This is a genomic window from Lysinibacillus sp. NPDC086135 (assembly GCF_044746345.1).
GTDB lineage: Bacteria > Bacillota > Bacilli > Bacillales_A > Planococcaceae > Lysinibacillus.
This window is the reverse complement of record NZ_JBIVCA010000005.1, coordinates 203004-220942: the sequence shown is the minus strand read 5'-3', so window position 1 is coordinate 220942 and position 17939 is coordinate 203004. Positions and strand designations below refer to the sequence as shown.

Below are 17939 nucleotides of genomic sequence, written 5' to 3'. Positions count from 1 at the left end.
TGTGTAAAATTCTATACAATGTTCTTCAACTCTGACTTTAGTTTTGTAAAATTGTCCAGCTTATGTTGGAATTCGCCGCTAAAAGTGTGAGTTGCACCGCTAACCAAAGGAAGAACGCCGCTAAAACCCGAAATCCCGCCGCTTCAAATCTTTCATCGCTGATAACCCCAGCAAAATCGCTAATAAACCAAACGACCTAAGAAAAACTACTTCGCAAGCCCGTTTTGAAAAGCGTAGACAACTGCTTGTGTGCGATCTTGAACATCAAGCTTCGCTAAAATATTGCTGACATGTGTTTTTACGGTTTTTAAAGCAATGTATAAGTCATCGGCGATTTCCTGATTGGCTTTGCCTTTAGCCATTAGCAATAATACTTCCATTTCGCGCTCGGTTAGCTGCTCATACAGTGGAGTACTAGAGCCGTGGCGCATGCGATGCATCATTTTTGATGTTACTTCTGGCTCTAAAACGGTTTCGCCGCCCATTGTTTTTCGAATGGCATCGGCGATTTGCTTCGCATTTGACGTTTTTAAAATATAGCTGACTGCACCAGCCTCTAATGCAGGGTAGACTTTGTCATCATCTAAAAAACTTGTCACCATCATAATTTTTGCTTCTGGCCATGCAGCTAAAATTTCAGCTGTCGCTTCAGCTCCTGTCATGACGGGCATCACATTGTCCATTAAAATAATGTCTGGACGCAGCTCAAGAGCACGTTCCACTGCCTCTTTACCATTTTCAGCTTCTCCTACAACAGTGATATCTTGTTGTGCTGACAAATAGGCAGAAACACCGATACGCACCATCTCGTGGTCATCCACTATTAACACTTGAATCATTCACTTCAACCTCCTTTTGTAGTGGAATTTTAACCTCTACAATTGTACCTTCTCCAGGTACGGATACAATTTTGTACGTACAGCCAATCTCTACCGCGCGCTCGGCAATGTTTTGCAGTCCATAAGAAGTAGATTTATCAGCTTCGACATCAAAGCCGAGGCCATTGTCCTGAATACGTAAAATGGCTAAATCATCGCGGGCAACGAGCAGTAATTCAACTTCGCTCGCTTTTGCATGGCGTAGCGTATTGGATAACGCCTCCTGTGCAATGCGGAATAAATGATCCTCCTCCGCTTTGGATAACGACATTTCCTCAAGCTCATATTCAATATGAAAAAATACCTTCTGCTGCAGCTCAATAATGAGCTCCTCAAGACCTTGTGCCAGCGTTTTATTATGCAAAGCTACTGGACGCAAATGTAATAATAATGCGCGCATTTCAAGTTGTGCCTGTTGTACAACTTTTTCGACTTGCTTTAATCTTGGAGCATTTTCATCAGTTTCGGTCAATGCGGAAAGCAACATCGAAGCTGCGAATAATTGCTGTGATACAGAGTCATGGAGCTCGCGAGCAAGGCGTTGACGTTCAGCAATAATTCGCTCCTGAATAATTTTATCATTAGCTTCTGCACGTTCATTGGATAAGCGCTGTAAGCTTTTTCGTTGGGTATCGATTAATTCACTTGTTTGAACTAAAGCTTTTTTCAAAGGTTTTGGTAAAGGCTGTTTTTTAGGTAATACAAAATCAGGTTCAACTAATTGTTTCACGATTTTGGTTGCCTGAGCCTCTCTTGCGCGGGCTGTCATACTAATCCAACTTGCAATCAGTAAACTAAGCGCAAAAAGAATGACAACAATAAACCCACCGAGTGGGATATTATTATAATTCTGCTGCCATAATGGCTCCCATGTTTTCTCGTTTGGCTCGCCCCAAACAGCGACAAGAAGGCCGAATACAGCACTCATCAACATAAAAAGTATAGTAAATATTCTTGAGATAAAGGCAATCATTTACGTAGCACCTCCAAGTCCCCAAGCCATGTTGCAACATGTATCACAAGTATACGTTTTGCATCCTCAGGGTTTCCATCTGAAAAATTTACACTTTCATTGAGTATGCGTTGCGGTCCAACATTTAGGCATTTTATCTCACCAAACAATGTCGTATAGTGTAAGCGAAATGGAATTTCATATGGGATATAAATTTGAACCTTACCAATGCCTTGACGAATCGTAATGATACTTGTGCCGGTAGGCAAAATTGTTTGTGTAGTATCAATCGTAATGTCACCTGCAAGTCGCTGAATTTGAACATCTTGCCATTTGTAGGCATCTAATGGTGCAGGCATTGTACCGAATAATTCGTTTTTCGTAGCAGGAAGTTTTTCGAAAAGCTCCGAACCAACAACTTTGGCTTCGTTTTCTCTTTTCAAGTATTGATAGAGCATATATAAGAGAATGATGACAATAAATAAGCGTAAACTCCACATCGTAAAGAGTGCAATCGAGATAAAGAAAATTCCTGTCCATTTAAAGAAACGATTTTTTTTCGAGAAACTTAAATAAAGAAGTCCTACCCCAATCAAAAGACAAAAGGCGCCACCGTTATTAAAGATTGTAAGCTCCACAAAAACGAGTAAAAAGAAGCATAGTACTAAAAATGTGAGCTTATTAGTTGTGAAATTTTGCAAGAGGGTCACCCTTCTTTCTACTAAGAGTATAAGAGAGGGAATGGGTCCCTCTATTTCAAAACGGAAAGAATGCGCCTCTAAATATGGCGCATTTCTTTCATTATAACATGTTATTTGTTTTCAATTAGCAGTGGCGCGTTATCTTCTGCAGCATTTTTTTCGAGTTGTGCCAGACGAGACTCGAAAGATGTTACTTCATGATCTTTGTCGATTTGGTAAGCGAGCTTATCGATGTATGATTCTAAATCCTCAAAGTTTGTTTTATTGTTTTTAGCAATCATACTGTCCATTTGATGGTGAGCGCGAGTGACGTTTTCTTTGCCCATAAGCTGTAATTGACGCACTTTCATATCTTTAATTTTGTGTTTCATCGTTTCAAATTTGCGTTCAAGCTCGAAGTATTCACGTGTACTTGCCTCAATACTAGCTTGTAATGTATTGTTACGTGCTGTATAAGCAGCTACTTCATCAGAGGCAAAATCGATTAAATCTTGCTCTCCACTAGTAGTAGCTAATTTTAGTTGAGCGTCACGTTTAGCTAGTAAATCTGCATTTTGCTTAAATTCTTGCTCTAGTTTTTCCTTTAATTGACCTTGACGCTCTAATAATTTTCCTGTTTGCTCTGTTTGTTTTTCTGCCTCACGAATATATTGATTTAACATCGCAATTGGATTTTTTTGTTCCTTCTTATCAAATGCATGATGTAAATCAGCCTCAATTGTATATTTAAAACGTTTAAATAAGTTCATGTAAATTCGCTCCTTTTATTTTGTTAAGTTAGACCATTCTTTTTCAAAGTTTGTAAACGGATCTTCTTCTTTAGCTTCAATTGTTAGGATTTTTACATCTTCATTGTTCCATTTTTTATAGATAACATAGATGATAGCGATTGCTGCTAAACCAATCATTGCTGGGATATTAGATATTGCTGATAGAACTCCAATCAGACCCACTGTAACCCATAAAATTTTACCGAATGTCGATTTACTCGAAGTGTAGAAGTGCATACCGAGTGCTACAAACAATCCAGAAAATAGTAGACCTACAAGCGGTCCGGTTAAAGCAAGTGCAACACATCCTGCGATAAAGCCTCCGATTAATAGAAAAAATTTTCTCATATGTTTTAGCTCCTTTCGTTGATACCTTTATATTACCTATTAGAGAGCTTTGCTAAAACGGACTGGGAATTGATTTTACTCTAGGTCTTGAGGCTGAAAGTAATCTAAGCACTATAGAAGAAGCTAAATTGGTAAAAGATAAAGTATTTGATAGAACCGAAAATAGAAGATGAAAGCTTCCTTAGTTTTACAAATTAAAGAGTAGTGATGACCTATACGTATGAAAAAGAAATGAGCGATCAATACATATCTTAATCATAGGACTAAAACACTTTCTATTTACAATTTTTTATTAAAATTATTTTCTCTATCTCTTTTAGGTCATCATCAAAAGTTTTTTAAAAGAAAAGGGATGCTTCAATAATTGAGGCATCCCTTACTCTTATTTATTTTCAATTAGCAGTGGTGTGTTATCTTCTGCGACATTTTTTTCTAGCTGGGCAAGACGAGACTCGAAAGATGTTACTTCATGATCTTTGTCGATTTGGTAAGCAAGCTTATCGATATACGATTCTAAATCTTCAAAGTTGGTTTTATTGTTTTTAGCAATCATACCGTCCATTTGATGGTGAGCGCGTGTGACGTTTTCTTTACCCATTAGCTGTAATTGACGCACTTTCATATCTTTAATTTTGTGTTTCATCGTTTCAAATTTGCGTTCAAGTTCGAAGTATTCACGTGTACTTGCTTCAATACTAGCTTGTAATGTATTGTTACGTGCTGTGTATGCAGTAACTTCATCAGAAGCGAAATCGATTAAATCTTGCTCCCCGCTAGTAGTAGCTAATTTTAATTGAGCCTCACGTTTAGCTAGTAATTCAGCATTTTGTTTAAATTCCTGCTCTAGTTTTTCTTTTAACTGACCTTGACGCTCTAATAATTTTCCAGTTTGCTCTGTTTGTTTTTCTGCTTCGCGAATGTATTGGTTCAACATCGCAATTGGATTTTTTTGTTCTTTCTTATCAAATAACTGATGTAAATCTGCCTCTACTGTATATTTAAAACGTTGAAATAAGTTCATGTAAATTCGCTCCTTTTATTTTGTTAAGTTAGACCATTCTTTTTCAAAGTTTTTAAATGGATCTTCTTCTTTAGCTTCAATTGTTGGGATTTTTACATCTTCGCCATTCCATTTTTTATAGATAACATAGATGACAGCGATTGCTGCTAAACCAACCATTGCTGGGATATTAGATATTGCTGATAGCACACCAATCAGACCTACTGTAAACCACAAGATTTTGCCGAATGTCGATTTACTTGAAGTGTAAAAGTGCATACCGAGTGCTACAAACAATCCAGAAAATAGTAGACCTGCAAGTGGTCCAGTTAAAGCAAGTGCAACACATCCTGCGATAAAGCCTCCTATTAGTAGAAAAAATTTTCTCATATTTTTTAGCTCCTTTCGTTGATACCTTTATATTACCTATTAGAAAGCTTTGCTAAAACGGACTGGAAATTGATTTTACTCTAGGTCTTGAGGCTGAGAATATTCTAAGTACTATAAAAGAAGCTTGAAATTGTAAAAACTTAATTAGCCATAAAGCATTTGATAGAACGGAAAGTAGAAAGTTTTCGACAAAAATAGAAGATGAATGCCTCCTTCGTTTGACAAATTAAAAAGTTTGGATGAGCTATACTTATGAAAAAGCAATGAGCGAAGGAGGATTTCTAGTGAGAACCTATTCCATATATAAAATAAAAGAAGAGCATTTAACGTTTATATTCGGCAGAGAGCGTAAGTTATTAGAAATGATGCAAGGCTGTGAAGACGCTAACGAGAAATCCTTAAAAGAGCTTGCATATATATGTGAAAGCGTACGTTTCGATGAGATTGCTACGATGCTTGAGGCGCAACTAGATTCCAAGTATGCACATTTAGAGAGAGCTCGTAATGCTTTATTTTTAGAACATCCTATAAAAGGAAAAATGGCTATTTATTTAGTGGAACGCAAAATTTGTGTTTATTGTGAGGGTTCACGAATGCTTGATTTGGATCTATTCCAAATGCTTGCGAAGATGAGCGAGCGCTTTATTGCATTTAATAAACAAGATAATGAGTGTGGGTGGTTAAAGCCAATGAAGTATACAATGCATTAGGAAAATTCACTACAATATATAGTAACACGCTAATATTTCGTGTATAATGGAGCGTGGAGAGTTTTTTCTCGGTATATATTGTAGTGGAGGAGGTTGGTTGTATGCCTACATGGGGCTGGATTATTATCGTAATTATCGCATTAGCAGCGGGCGCGGCACTTGGTTTCTATTTAGCTCGCCAAGCTATGATGAAATATTTAAAAGAGAACCCACCAATTAACGAACAAATGATTCGTATGATGATGGCGCAGATGGGTCGTACGCCGTCTGAAAAGCAAGTACGTCAAATGATGTCACAAATGAATAAATTCCAAAAGTAATTGGAATTTTAAAGAGCAACTAGTCCAAGCCAGGACTGGTTGTTTTTTTAACTTCTTATAGCGAATACTATCTGTGCGAAAGCGAAGCGACAGCAACAAATGTTTTTCTGTGCGAAAGCGAAGCGACAGCAACAAATGTTTTTCTGTGCGAAAGCGAAGCGACAGCAACAATTATGCTGAGATAAAATTGATTTTTATAAATTATTTGAATAATTCGTTAAAAACCATATAAATCTATCGGAAAACTAGTTATAATGGAAATATTCTATATAAAGGAGTTGTTTGTATTGCAGAAAGAAAAAACAAATGTTGAAAGCTTTGATTTAGATCATACGAAAGTAAAAGCGCCATATGTACGTTTAGCGGGTGTTAAAACAGGAAAAAATGGCGATGAAGTGTACAAATATGATATTCGATTTAAACAGCCAAATAAAGAGCATATGGAAATGCCTGCATTACATTCCCTAGAGCATTTATCTGCTGACATTATCCGCAATTATTCAGACCATATTGTTGATTTCAGTCCAATGGGTTGCCAAACAGGCTTCTATGTATCGCTAATAAATCACAATGATTATGAAGACTTATTGAATATTTTAGAAAAAACATTTACAGATGTAACAAAGGCCACTGCAGTCCCAGCATGCAATGAAGTGCAATGCGGCTGGGCAGCTAGCCATAGTCTAGAAGGTGCACAAGCGTTAGCCAAAGAATTTTTAGCCAAACGTGATGAATGGCATATTGTTTTTGCTGAATAAAAGATTGAAAAACCTTGCGTATGCAAGGTTTTTCATGGTGTCTAAAATGGCTAAAAAATCTTTGTAATTATTTCTGTCCAAGGTGAGCCTTGGAGCGAGAGTGAAGCTGTTCATCAGAAGCCACCAATCGGAAAGATAATCAATCCCTCGTTTTTAAAAATGAAATGGAATGACATTAGATGAAGAAGAATCACGATTAATTTTTTGGTAAATGAAATTTTCTAAAAAGTCATGGATTAAATCCTCGTATTCAGCCATATTTTCATTAAAGGATTGTGCATGAGCACCTTTATCAAATAGCTTCAGTTTTTTAGGACCAGTTTTTTTATTGTATAAATCCAGTGACATGGAAGCTGGGATAAATGTGTCCGGAATACTATGGATAAAGAGCACAGGCTTTTCGATATTTGTCACCGCCTCAGAAGGTGTCACGCTTTTAAAGGAGTAACCGTCTCGTAAGCGGACAAAAAAATCTGCAAAACGAATTGGAATAATCGAGCCGTATTTAAATTCTGTCTTCGCAATTTGTTTCAGCAGCATTGAAAAATCAGAAAACGCACAATCAGAAATATAGAAATCCGCACCATCCTCTATAGTTCCTGCATATAGTAACATTGTTGCGGCACCCATCGATTCACCATGGATACCAAGAATGGCATCTTCGCCAATCATGGCCTTTATCGTTTTGACTACTGCATCAAGGTCATTTTTTTCATAATAGCCGTAGCTAGTCGTTTTTCCACCTGTCTCCCCATGTCTGCGATGGTCAAAAATAACGGAATTGTAACCAAGGCGTTCAAAAAGTCGAGCATATTTGACGGAGTTGATTTTATTTTCTGTTACGCCATGGCAAATAATGATGGTATTATTTGTTTCCAATGGCTGAAACATAATGCCGCGGATTGTATAGCCATTTGGCGAGTCAATATTTAATTCACATTTTAAATTTTTATTGTACCAAGCTTCATCAAAACGTTTAGCAGTGGTTTCACGTTCGCGAACAAATTCAGGATCCTTTTGCTTAATGTACATTAATTTATTGGAAAGCGCGAAGCCGAACAGACCAGTTGCTGCTGCGGCAATCGTCGTTGTTATACCTGAAAATAACAGCATTTTCTTTTTCATTATTAACACCTCCACGTCCTGTTTCTTTTGTTGTCTTGGCATACAAGCGACGTCACTCGTATGTATGCCCTTTTCTTAATTGTAATGTTCCCAACTGAGATTGTTTAAAACACGTCAACATTTTACATTATCTTTAGCAAAACTGCGATTATTTCTGTTATCGAAAATCGTCAAAATATTTGTTAAAATAGATATATCTGCTAGTAGCATATGCATGCAGTGTTCATTTTTGAACGGGGAAAAGGGGAGAATGTTTATGACGAAAGAGGTAGTAATAGTAAGTGCTGTACGTACAGCTATTGGTGCATTCCAAGGAACATTAAAGGACGTACCAGCAACAAACTTAGGGAGTATTGTTATTAAAGATGCATTAGCACGTGCTGGTGTAGCAGGTGAACAAGTTGACGAGGTCATTATGGGGAATGTCTTATCGGCTGGACTTGGTCAAAATCCAGCTCGCCAAGCAGCCATTGCAGCAGGCTTACCACATGAAGTATCTGCATTAACGATTAATAAAGTTTGTGGCTCAGGACTAAAAGCGGTTCACTTAGCGACACAAGCCATTTTAGCAGGTGATGCGAATATTGTCGTTGCAGGTGGCTTTGAAAATATGAGCCAGGCACCATATGTCTTAAAAAATGCACGAGAAGGCTTCCGCATGGGGGATCAAAAAGTAGTCGATACGATGATTCATGACGGATTATGGTGTGCCTTCAATGACTATCATATGGGCGTTACAGCTGAAAATTTATGTGATGCCTATGAGATTTCTCGAGAGGAACAAGATGCCTTTGCGGCACGTTCACAACAACGTGCAGAAGCGGCAATGGCGGCAGGGAAGTTTAACGAAGAAATCGTAGCAGTGGAAATTCCTCAGCGCAAGGGCGATCCTCTTATTTTTGATAAAGATGAATTCCCGCGTCAAGGCGTTACAGCTGAGTCGCTATCAAAACTACGACCTGCCTTTAAAAAGGATGGCTCTGTAACAGCAGCAAATGCATCGGGCATTAACGATGGTGCAGCGGCTGTCGTTGTCATGTCGAAAGAAAAAGCGGACGAGTTAGGTATTCGACCAATCGCACTAATTACAGCGAATGCAAGCGCGGGTGTTGATCCAGCTATTATGGGAACTGGCCCTGTAACGGCCGTAAAGAAAGTATTGGCAAAAGCTGATGTAACGTTAGATAATATTGATTTAATTGAGGCAAATGAAGCTTTTGCAGCTCAATCTATCGCTGTAGATCGCGAACTAGGCTTTAATCATGATAAACTAAATGTGAACGGGGGCGCAATTGCTCTTGGTCACCCAATTGGTGCAAGTGGAGCACGTATTTTAGTAACGCTTTTACACGAGATGGAAAAGCGTGATGCAAAAACAGGTCTCGCAACACTATGTATCGGTGGTGGACAAGGCGTAGCAACAGTTGTCAAGCGTCCTTGAAGTGAATAAGAAGGTGAAATGCAATGGGAAAAAAACGAAAACAGCAGCAACGTGTAGATAGTAGCGTAACAGCTAGTCTACCAAAGCAGGAGGCAGTGACATTAGCCGATCAACTAGGCGGTGACGTGCTAGCCAAACTAAAAGCTGCAAAGCAAGATTTAACAGCGAAAGAACAAGCCGCTGAAGAAGAGCGCCAAGCAAAGCTAGCTTTTGAGCGCAAACAACGTGAAAAAAACAAATCGTTTGAAGAACTACTAAACGAATACGGCGATAAAGGCTCGAAATTCTAAAGAGAAACAGTGAATCCAAATAATACGGATTCACTGTTTTTTATGTTTTATCGGAATGATTTATACTCAATTTTATTGGTATGTTAAAACGTATGATTGGAGTGGAGACTGAGTGACTCCTTGGGAATCATCGGACGCCCCCAGGAAAGCACCTAGACTAAACGGAAATCAACCTCACTTTATGGTGATGATCCTAAATTAATTTAAAAATAAAAAAACGGGAGACGCTGCCAATACATATATCTCTTAATAGTTTAGTTATAATCTATGATAAGAGAGAAAAAAATGTTTGAATTAAGCACTACAAGATTAAGATTAATCCCATTAAAGTATTTAGACTTACTAATTCATGAAGAAATGACATTGGAAATAGAGTTGTCAGTAAATAGTAAAGAAGTTTTTCTTGATGAAGAACTAAGACATGCTTTGAAGTAGACTATCTAAAGTATTAGAAGATGAGGGAAATTATATTTGGTACACGAATTGGTTAATCGTGTCGAAAGAAAAAAACTGTATCGTCGGTGGCATTATGTTAAAAGGTCTACCGAATGAGCATGGTGAAGTCGTAATCGGATACTATACATTTCCGCAATATCAAGGAAAGGGATACATGACGGAAACTGTTAGGGTGATGAAAGATTGGTTACTACGTCAATCTAATGTTAAGTATGTGATGGCCGACACTAATAAAAATAATATTGCCTCACACAGAGTATTACAAAAAGCTGGTGCAACGTTATATTCAGAATCTGAAGAACTATATTTCTGGAGATTCGAATGACATCAATTAATAGACAAAGGGTGCTTTTAACGCGCCCTTTGTCTATTAAATATCTTCCTCACCAACACTGCCATCCCAACAAAAACAATCGCTCCAGCTGTATCCAACATAACATCCTGTCCGCTCATCATACGTTCTGGTGTAAAGCTTTGACGCATTTCATCAAGCATTGCTATAAGAGCTGTCCCAGCAATAGCGACACCTGCGGCGAACCGACGTTTTCCCCATGCAAAGTAAATGCCAAGTGCAATGCAGCCGAATCCAACAAAATGTGTTAATTTCCGAATTAAAAATTCTACAAACTTAAAGTAACCACGTTCTTCAACAGAAACAACTGTGTCCCAATAAGGAATTTTGAAAACGGATAATTGCTTTTCAAACGGTTTATTTGCTAATACTTGCTCCAATTCAGGAATAATAGACTGTTGTTCATAGGTCATACTAGAGGAGATCGCAAGTATTACTAAAAACGCTAATAGGATAAGCCATTTTTTCATCGGTGCTCCATATATTGATCGGCTTTTGTTAGCTCTTTTACTGCTTTAAAATCTATTATTGAAGCAATTTTTTCATAGGCAGCGAGTGTTTGAGCCAGCTGTTCCTGTGAGCTTGCACCAATCACTGTCGAGGCTATAGTAGGTTCCTTTAGATTAAAGGCGATAGCTAGCGCATGTAAATCGTCATAATGTGAAGATAAGCCTGTTAATACTGCTGTTAATTCGTCCGCTGTATATGTGTTAAAGCGGTTGACACGTTGTAAACGTTCTTTCCAGCTATTTGTTAGTAAACCTTTTGCAACAGTCCCGCGTGTTACAACAGAAGCCCCTTCACTTGCAATAAAATCGAGCCATTCTTCTGGTCGACGGTCTAAAGCACTGTATTGCATCATGACACTTTTTGCAGAGCTTGCTGGTAAAAAACGCTTTAGTACATTTGGTCGAATAGAGGAAATACCATATTCTCGAATCAATCCATTCTTTTTCAACTCTTCAAAAGTGTCGATAATGCCATCCCAATTGTCCTCAATCGTCCCACCATGTAATTGATAAACATCAATATAGTCAGTTCCTAGTCGTTTTAAGCTAGCGTGTAGAGCTTCCTTTATATAAGACGGAGATGCATCCCAATGCCAGCCTTCTACACCTTCTGTCCATCGATTCCCAACTTTCGTAGCGACTATAACATCTTGACGGCGTTTCCCTAAAATAGAGCCAATCATTTCTTCATTTAATCCAAAATCATATAAATCGGCTGTATCGATGTAATTAATGCCAGCATCTAGTGCCATAGCAACGATTTCAGCAGCCTTTTTCTTATCTGTCGAAAGAGACATGCCCCCTAAACTAATTTCTGAAATAAACAATTCACTTGAGCCAAGCTGTCTTTTTTTCATGCCAATGCCCTCCTTCGATTTCTCTACTTGTAATGGTACAATGAACATATCTGAAGAACAAGCGAGGTTATGTCAATGAAAAAGTTTGAGGAAAAAACGACAAAGACTACACCCATTTATGACGGGAAAATTGTGAAACTCCAGGTTGATGATGTCACTTTACCGAATGGTAATGTTGCAAAAAGGGAGATTATTAAGCATCCAGGCGCAGTTGCAGTTATAGCTGTTACCGATGAAGGCAAATTAGTTTTAGTGGAGCAATATCGCAAAGCTTTAGAGCGTTCAATTATTGAAATTCCAGCTGGTAAGCTAGAACCTGGTGAGGAGCCGATTGTAACCGCGCGCCGCGAATTAGAGGAAGAAACAGGCTACGGTGCACAAAACTTCACTTATTTACAAGCGTTTGCAACATCCCCAGGCTTCGCAGACGAGATCATCCATCTATTTGTGGCAAAGGATTTATATAAAATTGAAAACAAAGCAGAGCTAGATGAGGATGAATTTGTCGAACTATTAGAAGTTTCGTTGGAAGAAGCGGGGCAAATGGTTGCAGATGAGCGTATATTCGACGCCAAGACAGCGTTTGCAGTACTTTGGCTCGCGACACAATAAGAAAATATCTTTAGCATAATAGAAGCGGACGAGCATAAGCTGTACAAACCTTGATAGAAAAGGAGCATGTTTATGTCTCGTACGGTGTCTATATTTTATCACGCTTCCATTATTGCTATGAGTTTTGTTTGTGGCGTTATCTTATTTCATATTATTGGTGGGCCGAATGCAGAGCCTTTTATTTCATTTATAGAGCCTCGATTAACAAATGGGGACAGGCATTCTCTAATTCGTTTAGTGTTGCCTGTTGCTATTTCAATAGCGCTTGTACTATTGCTTGCAACACATAGTGTCCTGAAGGTACTAGTACGTGTAACAGTGGCGATACGTGCTACCTTTTTTGGCTTTAGCTCCGTTTTTTTATTACAGAAGCTTGAAGCTTTCTGGGTTTATACGATTTGGTGGTTTCCATTTCAGCTCATCTATTGTATATTGTTGCTAAACCTATGCAATTTACTTGTACCAGCATGGTCAAAGAGAAAAATCGGGAAAATGATACATGGTCGGACAATTTTGTTGAATTTTATCGCATTTTTCATCATAATAGTTGCTGAGTTTATTGTTATTTCTTATGTATTAAATTGATAAATACAACATGAAAATGGCTCATCACCAAAGGTTGTGGATGGCATTTGTTAAAACGTATACCTTTTATAACGTTGATGAGAGTGAAGACTGGACGCCCCCAGGAAAGCGCCCAGTCAGAATGGAAATCAACCACATGTTATGGTGATGAGCTATAGAAATTTAGCATTAGGTAAAAACATACAAAAGCATATTCGAAATCTACTCACTATCTTGTAATAGGATTTACTCCTTTGGTATAATGGAAAGAGTTTAGGGGGGCGTCACATGGAGAGCCGAATTGATCGTATAAAAAAACAGTTGCATAGTGCTAGTTATAAGCTGACGCCGCAGCGAGAAGCAACAGTTGCTGTACTGCTTGAGCACGAGGAAGATCACCTGAGTGCAGAAGATGTTTATCTTTTAGTAAAAGAAAAGGCACCGGAAATTGGTCTTGCGACTGTCTATAGAACGTTAGAATTACTAACTGAGCTCAAAATTGTCGACAAAATCAACTTTGGCGATGGCGTTTCGCGCTATGATCTACGCCAAGAGGGAGCTGCGCATTTCCACCATCATCTAGTTTGTATCGAATGTGGTGCAGTTGATGAAATTCAGGAAGATTTACTTGAAGATGTGGAAGCCGTTGTTGAAAAACGTTGGAACTTTATCATAAAGGATCACCGACTAACTTTCCACGGCATTTGCTGGCGCTGTCATGATAAAAACGACGAGGTATCAGAAGAAAAATAAAAAAGATGTTCCAAAAAGTTTTATGACTTTTTGGGGCATCTTTTTTTATTAGTAAAATTTTGTTGTTTTATGTGGTCTTGGATATCTGTAATGATAAAAAAATTTTCAATCAGTAGCATATACGTTTTGCCGCTGGTATTTTTTGCAATCGTATCAATTGAAAAAATAAAATAAACTGCTTCCCTAATGTTTTGAAGTGAAGGGAGGTTTTTCTTTGTAGAGAAAGCATTTGGTTTATTGAACATGTTATTATGAAAGATAATAGATTGTAAAGGGGGGCGCTGTGATGAATGAATTTCAATATGCAATAGAGGATTATATCCATTTTATCCAAGTAGAACGACAATTATCCGATAATACATTAGCATCCTATCGCCGAGACTTAGAAAATTACGCGAATTTTTTACGAGAAGTGGAGGGGATGTCTGATTTTCGTAAAGTGGAAAGAACGACCATTTTGCGTCATTTAGAGCAGTTGCGTATGCAAGGAAAGACAAGTCGTACTGTTGCCCGCCATATCTCCTCCATTCGCAGTTTCCATCAATTTTTACTCCGAGAAAAGCGAGCAGAAACAGATCCGACAGTCCATTTAGAAATGCCGACTATTGAGCAAAAGCTACCAAATGTCCTCTCTATAGAAGAAATAGAAGCGCTATTAATGGCACCAAATCGCAGCAAACCGCAGGGCATTCGCGATGTGGCAATGCTAGAGCTATTATATGGGTCAGGGATGCGCATTAGTGAGCTGATTGCATTGGATTTAGCAGATATTCACTTAACAATGGGCTTCGTACGCGTTTTTGGTAAGGGAGGCAAGGAGCGTATCATTCCCCTTGGAAAAAGCGCTCTTTCTGCATTAAGTACTTATTTAGATGGCGCACGAAGTCAATTACAAGGGAAATCTCCAAAAACAGAAGCTTTTTTTATCAATCAAAGAGGAAAACGTTTAACAAGGCAAGGTTGTTGGAAATTAATGAAGGAGCATGCTTTAAAAGCAGGCATCCAACATGAATTAACGCCACATACATTACGTCATTCCTTTGCAACACATTTAGTGGAGAATGGTGCGGATTTACGAGCAGTGCAAGAGATGCTTGGACATGCCGATATTTCCACAACACAAATTTATACACATATTAGTAAGTCCCGACTATCAGAGGTTTATAAACAATTTCATCCACGCGCTTAAGTGAGAAATTTATCAGTCGGAGGTCTGACCTTTATTTTTCGCTGTTTTTTGGTAAAATAGAGACATGAGATTAGGAGGCAAAATTATGAATAAACCATTTAAAAAAATCCATGTAGCAGTATTGGACTCAGTTGGAATTGGTGAAGCTCCAGACGCAGCTAATTTTGGAGATGTAGGTTCACATACTCTAGGACATATCGCTGAAAAAATGAATGGGCTTACAATGCCACATATGGAGTCTTTCGGCTTAGCAAACATTGAACTATTACAAGGTATGCAAGCTACCGACAAACCAAAAGCATATTACGGAAAAATGCAAGAAGCATCTGTTGGTAAAGATACTATGACAGGTCATTGGGAAATCATGGGGTTAAATATTGATAAACCGTTTAAAGTGTATCCAGAGGGATTCCCGGCTGAACTTATTGCAGAGCTAGAAAAACGTACAGGCCGCAAAGTCCTATGCAATGAACCTGCAAGCGGAACACAAGTAATCGAGGACTTCGGCAAGGAGCATATGGAGACAGGAGCGATTATTGTCTATACATCTGCTGACCCTGTTTTGCAAATTGCTGCACATGAAGAAATTATTCCACTAGAGGAATTATATAAAATTTGTGAAATTGCTCGTGAGTTAACATTACAACCAGAATATTTAGTTGGCCGTGTTATTGCTCGTCCATTTGTTGGTACACCAGGAAACTTCACGCGTACATCTAATCGTCACGACTATGCGTTAAAGCCATTTGGTCGCACAACGATGAATGTCTTAAAGGATGCAGGTTTAGATGTTATAGCAATCGGAAAAATTTCTGATATCTTCAACGGTGAAGGTGTCACTGATGCAGTACGTACGAAAAATAATAAGGATGGTATGGATAAGTTTGCAGAGGTAGTACGCCGTGATTTCCATGGTATAAGCTTCTTAAACTTAGTGGACTTTGATGCGAATTTTGGACATCGTCGTGACCCACTAGGTTATGGTAACGCACTCCAAGAATTTGATGCACGTATACCTGAAATTACTGAGGCAATGACAGAAGATGATCTACTAATCATTACGGCGGACCACGGTAATGATCCAACATTCCATGGGACAGATCATACACGTGAATATGTACCGTTAATTGTCTATTCACCACGCTTTAATGGTGGTAGTGAGCTAGCACTACGTGAAACTTTTGCAGATATTGCTGCAACAGTTGCTGAAAACTTCAAAGTAGAAGCACCAGAGTTTGGTAAAAGCTTCTTAAATAATCTGAAGTAAGGGGGATTTTCGATATGAATATGGCGCAACTATTTGAAAAGAAAAAGCAAGGCAAGGAGCTATCACAGGCTGAAATTCAATATTTTGTAGAGGGTTACACTACTGGTGTAATTCCTGATTATCAAGCAAGCTCCCTTCTAATGGCAATTCGTTTATTAGGTATGACATATGATGAAACATTTTATTTAACAAAAGCAATGATAGAATCTGGAGACATTATTGATTTATCATCTATTGAAGGTTTTAAAATTGATAAACACTCGACAGGCGGTGTAGGCGATAAAGTCACACTAATTGTTACGCCAATAATTGCTGCATTAGATATTCCAGTGGCGAAATTTAGTGGTAAGGGTCTAGGCATTACAGGTGGTACAATCGATAAATTAGAATCGATTCGTGGCGTTAAAACAGAGCTTTCATCACAAGAATTTATCGACAATGTCAATAAACATAAAATTGCAGTGGCTGGTCAAACAGGTAATCTTGTACCGGCTGACAAAAAATTATATGCATTGCGAGATGTAACAGGTACTGTCGATTCCACTCCACTTATTGCCGCGTCTATCATGAGTAAGAAAATAGCAAGTGGTGCAGACGGCATTGTACTCGATGTCAAATGTGGCTCAGGTGCATTTATGAAAACACAAGAAGAAGCGCAGGTTTTAGCTGATACGATGACTGCAATCGGTGAAAAGCTAGGGCGTAAAGTAGTTGCGCATATTAGTGATATGGATAATCCACTAGGTAAAATGATTGGTAATAAGCTTGAAGTAGTAGAAGCATTTGCTTTATTAAGTGGACGTATGGACGAAACGCATGAGGATCTGCTTGAGGAATGTATTATTATTTCTTCGCTTATGTACCAAGTTGCAGCAGGTGTAAATGAGACTGAAGCAACAGCTGCTGTTAAACGAGTGTTAGAGGATGGTTCAGCAGCTTCAAAATTTGAAGAATTTATCGTAGCACAGGGTGGCGATTTAGCAGATATCGTGCAAAAAGACACAGCAAATAAAGTAGCTATCAATGCACCTACTGAAGGCACTGTAGGGACGATTAATGCATTATTAATCGGAGAAGCTAGTGTTGGCCTTGGTGCAGGTCGATTAACTAAGGAATCTGAGCTTGATTATGATGCTGGTATTCAATTGATTGCCAAAAAAGGCGACCATGTTCGTACTGGCGAAACGATTGCTTATTTATATTCGAATAGTAAAATCGATGAGGAAACAATGGAAAAAGTACTAAATGCTTATACAATTGCATAAATAATATGAAGCGAGAACTCTCTTTGATAAAGGGGGTTCTCGTTTTTTTTGTTCTATGGAAAGGCGGGGAGTTGAAGTGGCGGAAGGAAGGGTCTGAGCGATGGAAAGAAAAGTCGAAGCGACGGAAAGAGGTCAGGGCGATGGAAAGAACAGTCGAAACGACGGAAGGAAGAGTCTGAGCGATGGAAAGAAAAGTCGAAGCGACGGAAAGAGGTCAGGGCGATGGAAAGAAAAGTCGAAGCGACGGAAAGAGGTCAGGGCGATGGAAAGAAAAGTCGAAGCGACGGAAAGAGGTCAGGAAGATGGAAAGAATAGTCGAAGCGACGGAAAGAAAAGTCGGAGTGACGGAAGGAAGGGTCTGAGCGACGGGAAGAAAGGCCGAAGTGACGGAAAGAAGAGTCGGAATGACGGAAAGAGGTCAGGATGATGGAA

22 protein-coding genes are annotated in these 17939 nt (G+C 38.7%); 12 read left to right on the top strand and 10 right to left on the bottom strand.

Translation table 11 applies throughout. The features are described from left to right. Positions 1–206: 206 nt before the first annotated feature. The 7 genes from ACIPKN_RS09770 to ACIPKN_RS09740 all read right to left on the bottom strand — a co-directional run bounded on the left by ACIPKN_RS09770 (position 207) and on the right by ACIPKN_RS09740 (position 5039). Positions 207–839 carry a response regulator transcription factor gene (locus ACIPKN_RS09770; protein ID WP_400935523.1) on the bottom strand — a complete coding sequence of 211 codons (633 nt, stop codon included), beginning with the start codon at positions 837–839 and terminating at the stop codon, positions 207–209. Beyond that, positions 814–1851 (bottom strand): sensor histidine kinase, encoded by a 1038-nt coding sequence (locus tag ACIPKN_RS09765; protein ID WP_400935521.1) that lies wholly within the window; start codon positions 1849–1851, stop codon positions 814–816. The genes ACIPKN_RS09770 and ACIPKN_RS09765 overlap by 26 nt, the downstream gene beginning before the upstream one ends. After that, entirely contained in the window at positions 1848–2540 is a 693-nt protein-coding gene (gene liaF / locus ACIPKN_RS09760) for a cell wall-active antibiotics response protein LiaF (protein WP_400935519.1), read from the bottom strand. The genes ACIPKN_RS09765 and liaF overlap by 4 nt, the downstream gene beginning before the upstream one ends. A gap of 101 nt (positions 2541–2641) precedes the next feature. Beyond that, positions 2642–3280: a PspA/IM30 family protein gene (locus ACIPKN_RS09755; RefSeq protein ID WP_142507333.1), complete on the bottom strand. Its 639-nt coding sequence runs from the start codon at positions 3278–3280 to the stop codon at positions 2642–2644. Positions 3281–3295: 15 nt separating this feature from the next. After that, positions 3296–3649, bottom strand: a complete 354-nt coding sequence (locus tag ACIPKN_RS09750) for a lmo0954 family membrane protein (protein WP_142507332.1) — start codon at positions 3647–3649, stop codon at positions 3296–3298. A gap of 382 nt (positions 3650–4031) precedes the next feature. Then, positions 4032–4670, bottom strand: coding sequence for a PspA/IM30 family protein (locus ACIPKN_RS09745; protein WP_142507331.1), 639 nt, complete (start codon positions 4668–4670; stop codon positions 4032–4034). Positions 4671–4685: 15 nt separating this feature from the next. After that, positions 4686–5039, bottom strand: a complete 354-nt coding sequence (locus tag ACIPKN_RS09740) for a lmo0954 family membrane protein (RefSeq protein WP_142507330.1) — start codon at positions 5037–5039, stop codon at positions 4686–4688. 284 nt (positions 5040–5323) lie between these two features. Here ACIPKN_RS09740 and sirA point away from each other — a divergent pair, with 284 nt between their 5' ends. The 3 genes from sirA to ACIPKN_RS09725 all read left to right on the top strand — a co-directional run bounded on the left by sirA (position 5324) and on the right by ACIPKN_RS09725 (position 6827). After that, a complete protein-coding gene (gene sirA, locus ACIPKN_RS09735; protein ID WP_049668606.1) occupies positions 5324–5749 on the top strand; it encodes a sporulation inhibitor of replication protein SirA in 426 nt (141 codons plus the stop codon). A 101-nt stretch (positions 5750–5850) separates the two neighbouring features. Then, the gene (locus ACIPKN_RS09730; protein ID WP_132363185.1) at positions 5851–6069 is read left to right on the top strand and encodes a YneF family protein; all 219 of its coding nucleotides are present in this window, start codon (positions 5851–5853) and stop codon (positions 6067–6069) included. Between the two features lie 254 nt (positions 6070–6323). Then, on the top strand, positions 6324–6827 hold the full coding sequence (locus tag ACIPKN_RS09725) for an S-ribosylhomocysteine lyase (RefSeq protein ID WP_400935516.1): 504 nt from the start codon (positions 6324–6326) through the stop codon (positions 6825–6827). A gap of 153 nt (positions 6828–6980) precedes the next feature. Here the strand turns inward: ACIPKN_RS09725 and ACIPKN_RS09720 are convergent, their stop codons facing one another. Further along, positions 6981–7952 (bottom strand): alpha/beta hydrolase, encoded by a 972-nt coding sequence (locus tag ACIPKN_RS09720; protein ID WP_400935514.1) that lies wholly within the window; start codon positions 7950–7952, stop codon positions 6981–6983. Between the two features lie 256 nt (positions 7953–8208). Between ACIPKN_RS09720 and ACIPKN_RS09715 the strand changes: the two genes are divergently transcribed. From ACIPKN_RS09715 to ACIPKN_RS09705, 3 genes are all read left to right on the top strand, one after another. Then, positions 8209–9393, top strand: a complete 1185-nt coding sequence (locus ACIPKN_RS09715) for an acetyl-CoA C-acetyltransferase (RefSeq protein WP_400935512.1) — start codon at positions 8209–8211, stop codon at positions 9391–9393. Between the two features lie 23 nt (positions 9394–9416). Further along, a complete protein-coding gene (locus tag ACIPKN_RS09710; RefSeq protein ID WP_132363177.1) occupies positions 9417–9683 on the top strand; it encodes a YqkE family protein in 267 nt (88 codons plus the stop codon). Positions 9684–10176: 493 nt separating this feature from the next. Further along, the gene (locus ACIPKN_RS09705) at positions 10177–10464 is read left to right on the top strand and encodes a GNAT family N-acetyltransferase (RefSeq protein ID WP_400935509.1); all 288 of its coding nucleotides are present in this window, start codon (positions 10177–10179) and stop codon (positions 10462–10464) included. Positions 10465–10490: 26 nt separating this feature from the next. On the opposite strand, the gene ACIPKN_RS09700 is transcribed toward ACIPKN_RS09705, so the two are convergent. Both ACIPKN_RS09700 and ACIPKN_RS09695 read right to left on the bottom strand, forming a co-directional pair. Next, positions 10491–10961, bottom strand: a complete 471-nt coding sequence (locus tag ACIPKN_RS09700) for a VanZ family protein (protein WP_400935507.1) — start codon at positions 10959–10961, stop codon at positions 10491–10493. Next, positions 10958–11857: an aldo/keto reductase gene (locus tag ACIPKN_RS09695; protein ID WP_400935505.1), complete on the bottom strand. Its 900-nt coding sequence runs from the start codon at positions 11855–11857 to the stop codon at positions 10958–10960. The genes ACIPKN_RS09700 and ACIPKN_RS09695 overlap by 4 nt, the downstream gene beginning before the upstream one ends. Positions 11858–11932: 75 nt before the next feature. On the opposite strand from ACIPKN_RS09695, the gene ACIPKN_RS09690 reads away from it, so the two are divergent. The 6 genes from ACIPKN_RS09690 to ACIPKN_RS09665 all read left to right on the top strand — a co-directional run bounded on the left by ACIPKN_RS09690 (position 11933) and on the right by ACIPKN_RS09665 (position 17507). Beyond that, positions 11933–12469, top strand: coding sequence for an NUDIX domain-containing protein (locus ACIPKN_RS09690; RefSeq protein WP_400935503.1), 537 nt, complete (start codon positions 11933–11935; stop codon positions 12467–12469). 72 nt (positions 12470–12541) lie between these two features. Beyond that, the gene (locus ACIPKN_RS09685; protein ID WP_400935501.1) at positions 12542–13054 is read left to right on the top strand and encodes a hypothetical protein; all 513 of its coding nucleotides are present in this window, start codon (positions 12542–12544) and stop codon (positions 13052–13054) included. A 267-nt stretch (positions 13055–13321) separates the two neighbouring features. Then, positions 13322–13786: a ferric iron uptake transcriptional regulator gene (gene fur / locus ACIPKN_RS09680; protein WP_132363163.1), complete on the top strand. Its 465-nt coding sequence runs from the start codon at positions 13322–13324 to the stop codon at positions 13784–13786. 286 nt (positions 13787–14072) lie between these two features. Further along, positions 14073–14975, top strand: coding sequence for a site-specific tyrosine recombinase XerD (xerD, locus tag ACIPKN_RS09675; RefSeq protein ID WP_142507320.1), 903 nt, complete (start codon positions 14073–14075; stop codon positions 14973–14975). 85 nt (positions 14976–15060) lie between these two features. After that, on the top strand, positions 15061–16242 hold the full coding sequence (gene deoB, locus ACIPKN_RS09670) for a phosphopentomutase (RefSeq protein WP_400935498.1): 1182 nt from the start codon (positions 15061–15063) through the stop codon (positions 16240–16242). Positions 16243–16256: 14 nt separating this feature from the next. Then, a complete protein-coding gene (locus ACIPKN_RS09665; protein WP_400935496.1) occupies positions 16257–17507 on the top strand; it encodes a thymidine phosphorylase in 1251 nt (416 codons plus the stop codon). Positions 17508–17939: the final 432 nt, after the last annotated feature.

Coding starts and splice junctions, on each gene's coding strand:
- ACIPKN_RS09770 (WP_400935523.1), bottom strand. CDS start 839: ATGATTCAAGTGTTAATAGTGGATGACCACGAGATGGTGCGTATCGGT.
- ACIPKN_RS09765 (WP_400935521.1), bottom strand. CDS start 1,851: ATGATTGCCTTTATCTCAAGAATATTTACTATACTTTTTATGTTGATG.
- ACIPKN_RS09755 (WP_142507333.1), bottom strand. CDS start 3,280: ATGAACTTATTTAAACGTTTTAAATATACAATTGAGGCTGATTTACAT.
- ACIPKN_RS09750 (WP_142507332.1), bottom strand. CDS start 3,649: ATGAGAAAATTTTTTCTATTAATCGGAGGCTTTATCGCAGGATGTGTT.
- ACIPKN_RS09745 (WP_142507331.1), bottom strand. CDS start 4,670: ATGAACTTATTTCAACGTTTTAAATATACAGTAGAGGCAGATTTACAT.
- ACIPKN_RS09740 (WP_142507330.1), bottom strand. CDS start 5,039: ATGAGAAAATTTTTTCTACTAATAGGAGGCTTTATCGCAGGATGTGTT.
- ACIPKN_RS09730 (WP_132363185.1), top strand. CDS start 5,851: ATGCCTACATGGGGCTGGATTATTATCGTAATTATCGCATTAGCAGCG.
- ACIPKN_RS09725 (WP_400935516.1), top strand. CDS start 6,324: ATGGAAATATTCTATATAAAGGAGTTGTTTGTATTGCAGAAAGAAAAA.
- ACIPKN_RS09720 (WP_400935514.1), bottom strand. CDS start 7,952: ATGAAAAAGAAAATGCTGTTATTTTCAGGTATAACAACGACGATTGCC.
- ACIPKN_RS09715 (WP_400935512.1), top strand. CDS start 8,209: ATGACGAAAGAGGTAGTAATAGTAAGTGCTGTACGTACAGCTATTGGT.
- ACIPKN_RS09710 (WP_132363177.1), top strand. CDS start 9,417: ATGGGAAAAAAACGAAAACAGCAGCAACGTGTAGATAGTAGCGTAACA.
- ACIPKN_RS09700 (WP_400935507.1), bottom strand. CDS start 10,961: ATGAAAAAATGGCTTATCCTATTAGCGTTTTTAGTAATACTTGCGATC.
- ACIPKN_RS09695 (WP_400935505.1), bottom strand. CDS start 11,857: ATGAAAAAAAGACAGCTTGGCTCAAGTGAATTGTTTATTTCAGAAATT.
- ACIPKN_RS09690 (WP_400935503.1), top strand. CDS start 11,933: ATGAAAAAGTTTGAGGAAAAAACGACAAAGACTACACCCATTTATGAC.
- ACIPKN_RS09685 (WP_400935501.1), top strand. CDS start 12,542: ATGTCTCGTACGGTGTCTATATTTTATCACGCTTCCATTATTGCTATG.
- fur (WP_132363163.1), top strand. CDS start 13,322: ATGGAGAGCCGAATTGATCGTATAAAAAAACAGTTGCATAGTGCTAGT.
- xerD (WP_142507320.1), top strand. CDS start 14,073: ATGAATGAATTTCAATATGCAATAGAGGATTATATCCATTTTATCCAA.
- deoB (WP_400935498.1), top strand. CDS start 15,061: ATGAATAAACCATTTAAAAAAATCCATGTAGCAGTATTGGACTCAGTT.
- ACIPKN_RS09665 (WP_400935496.1), top strand. CDS start 16,257: ATGAATATGGCGCAACTATTTGAAAAGAAAAAGCAAGGCAAGGAGCTA.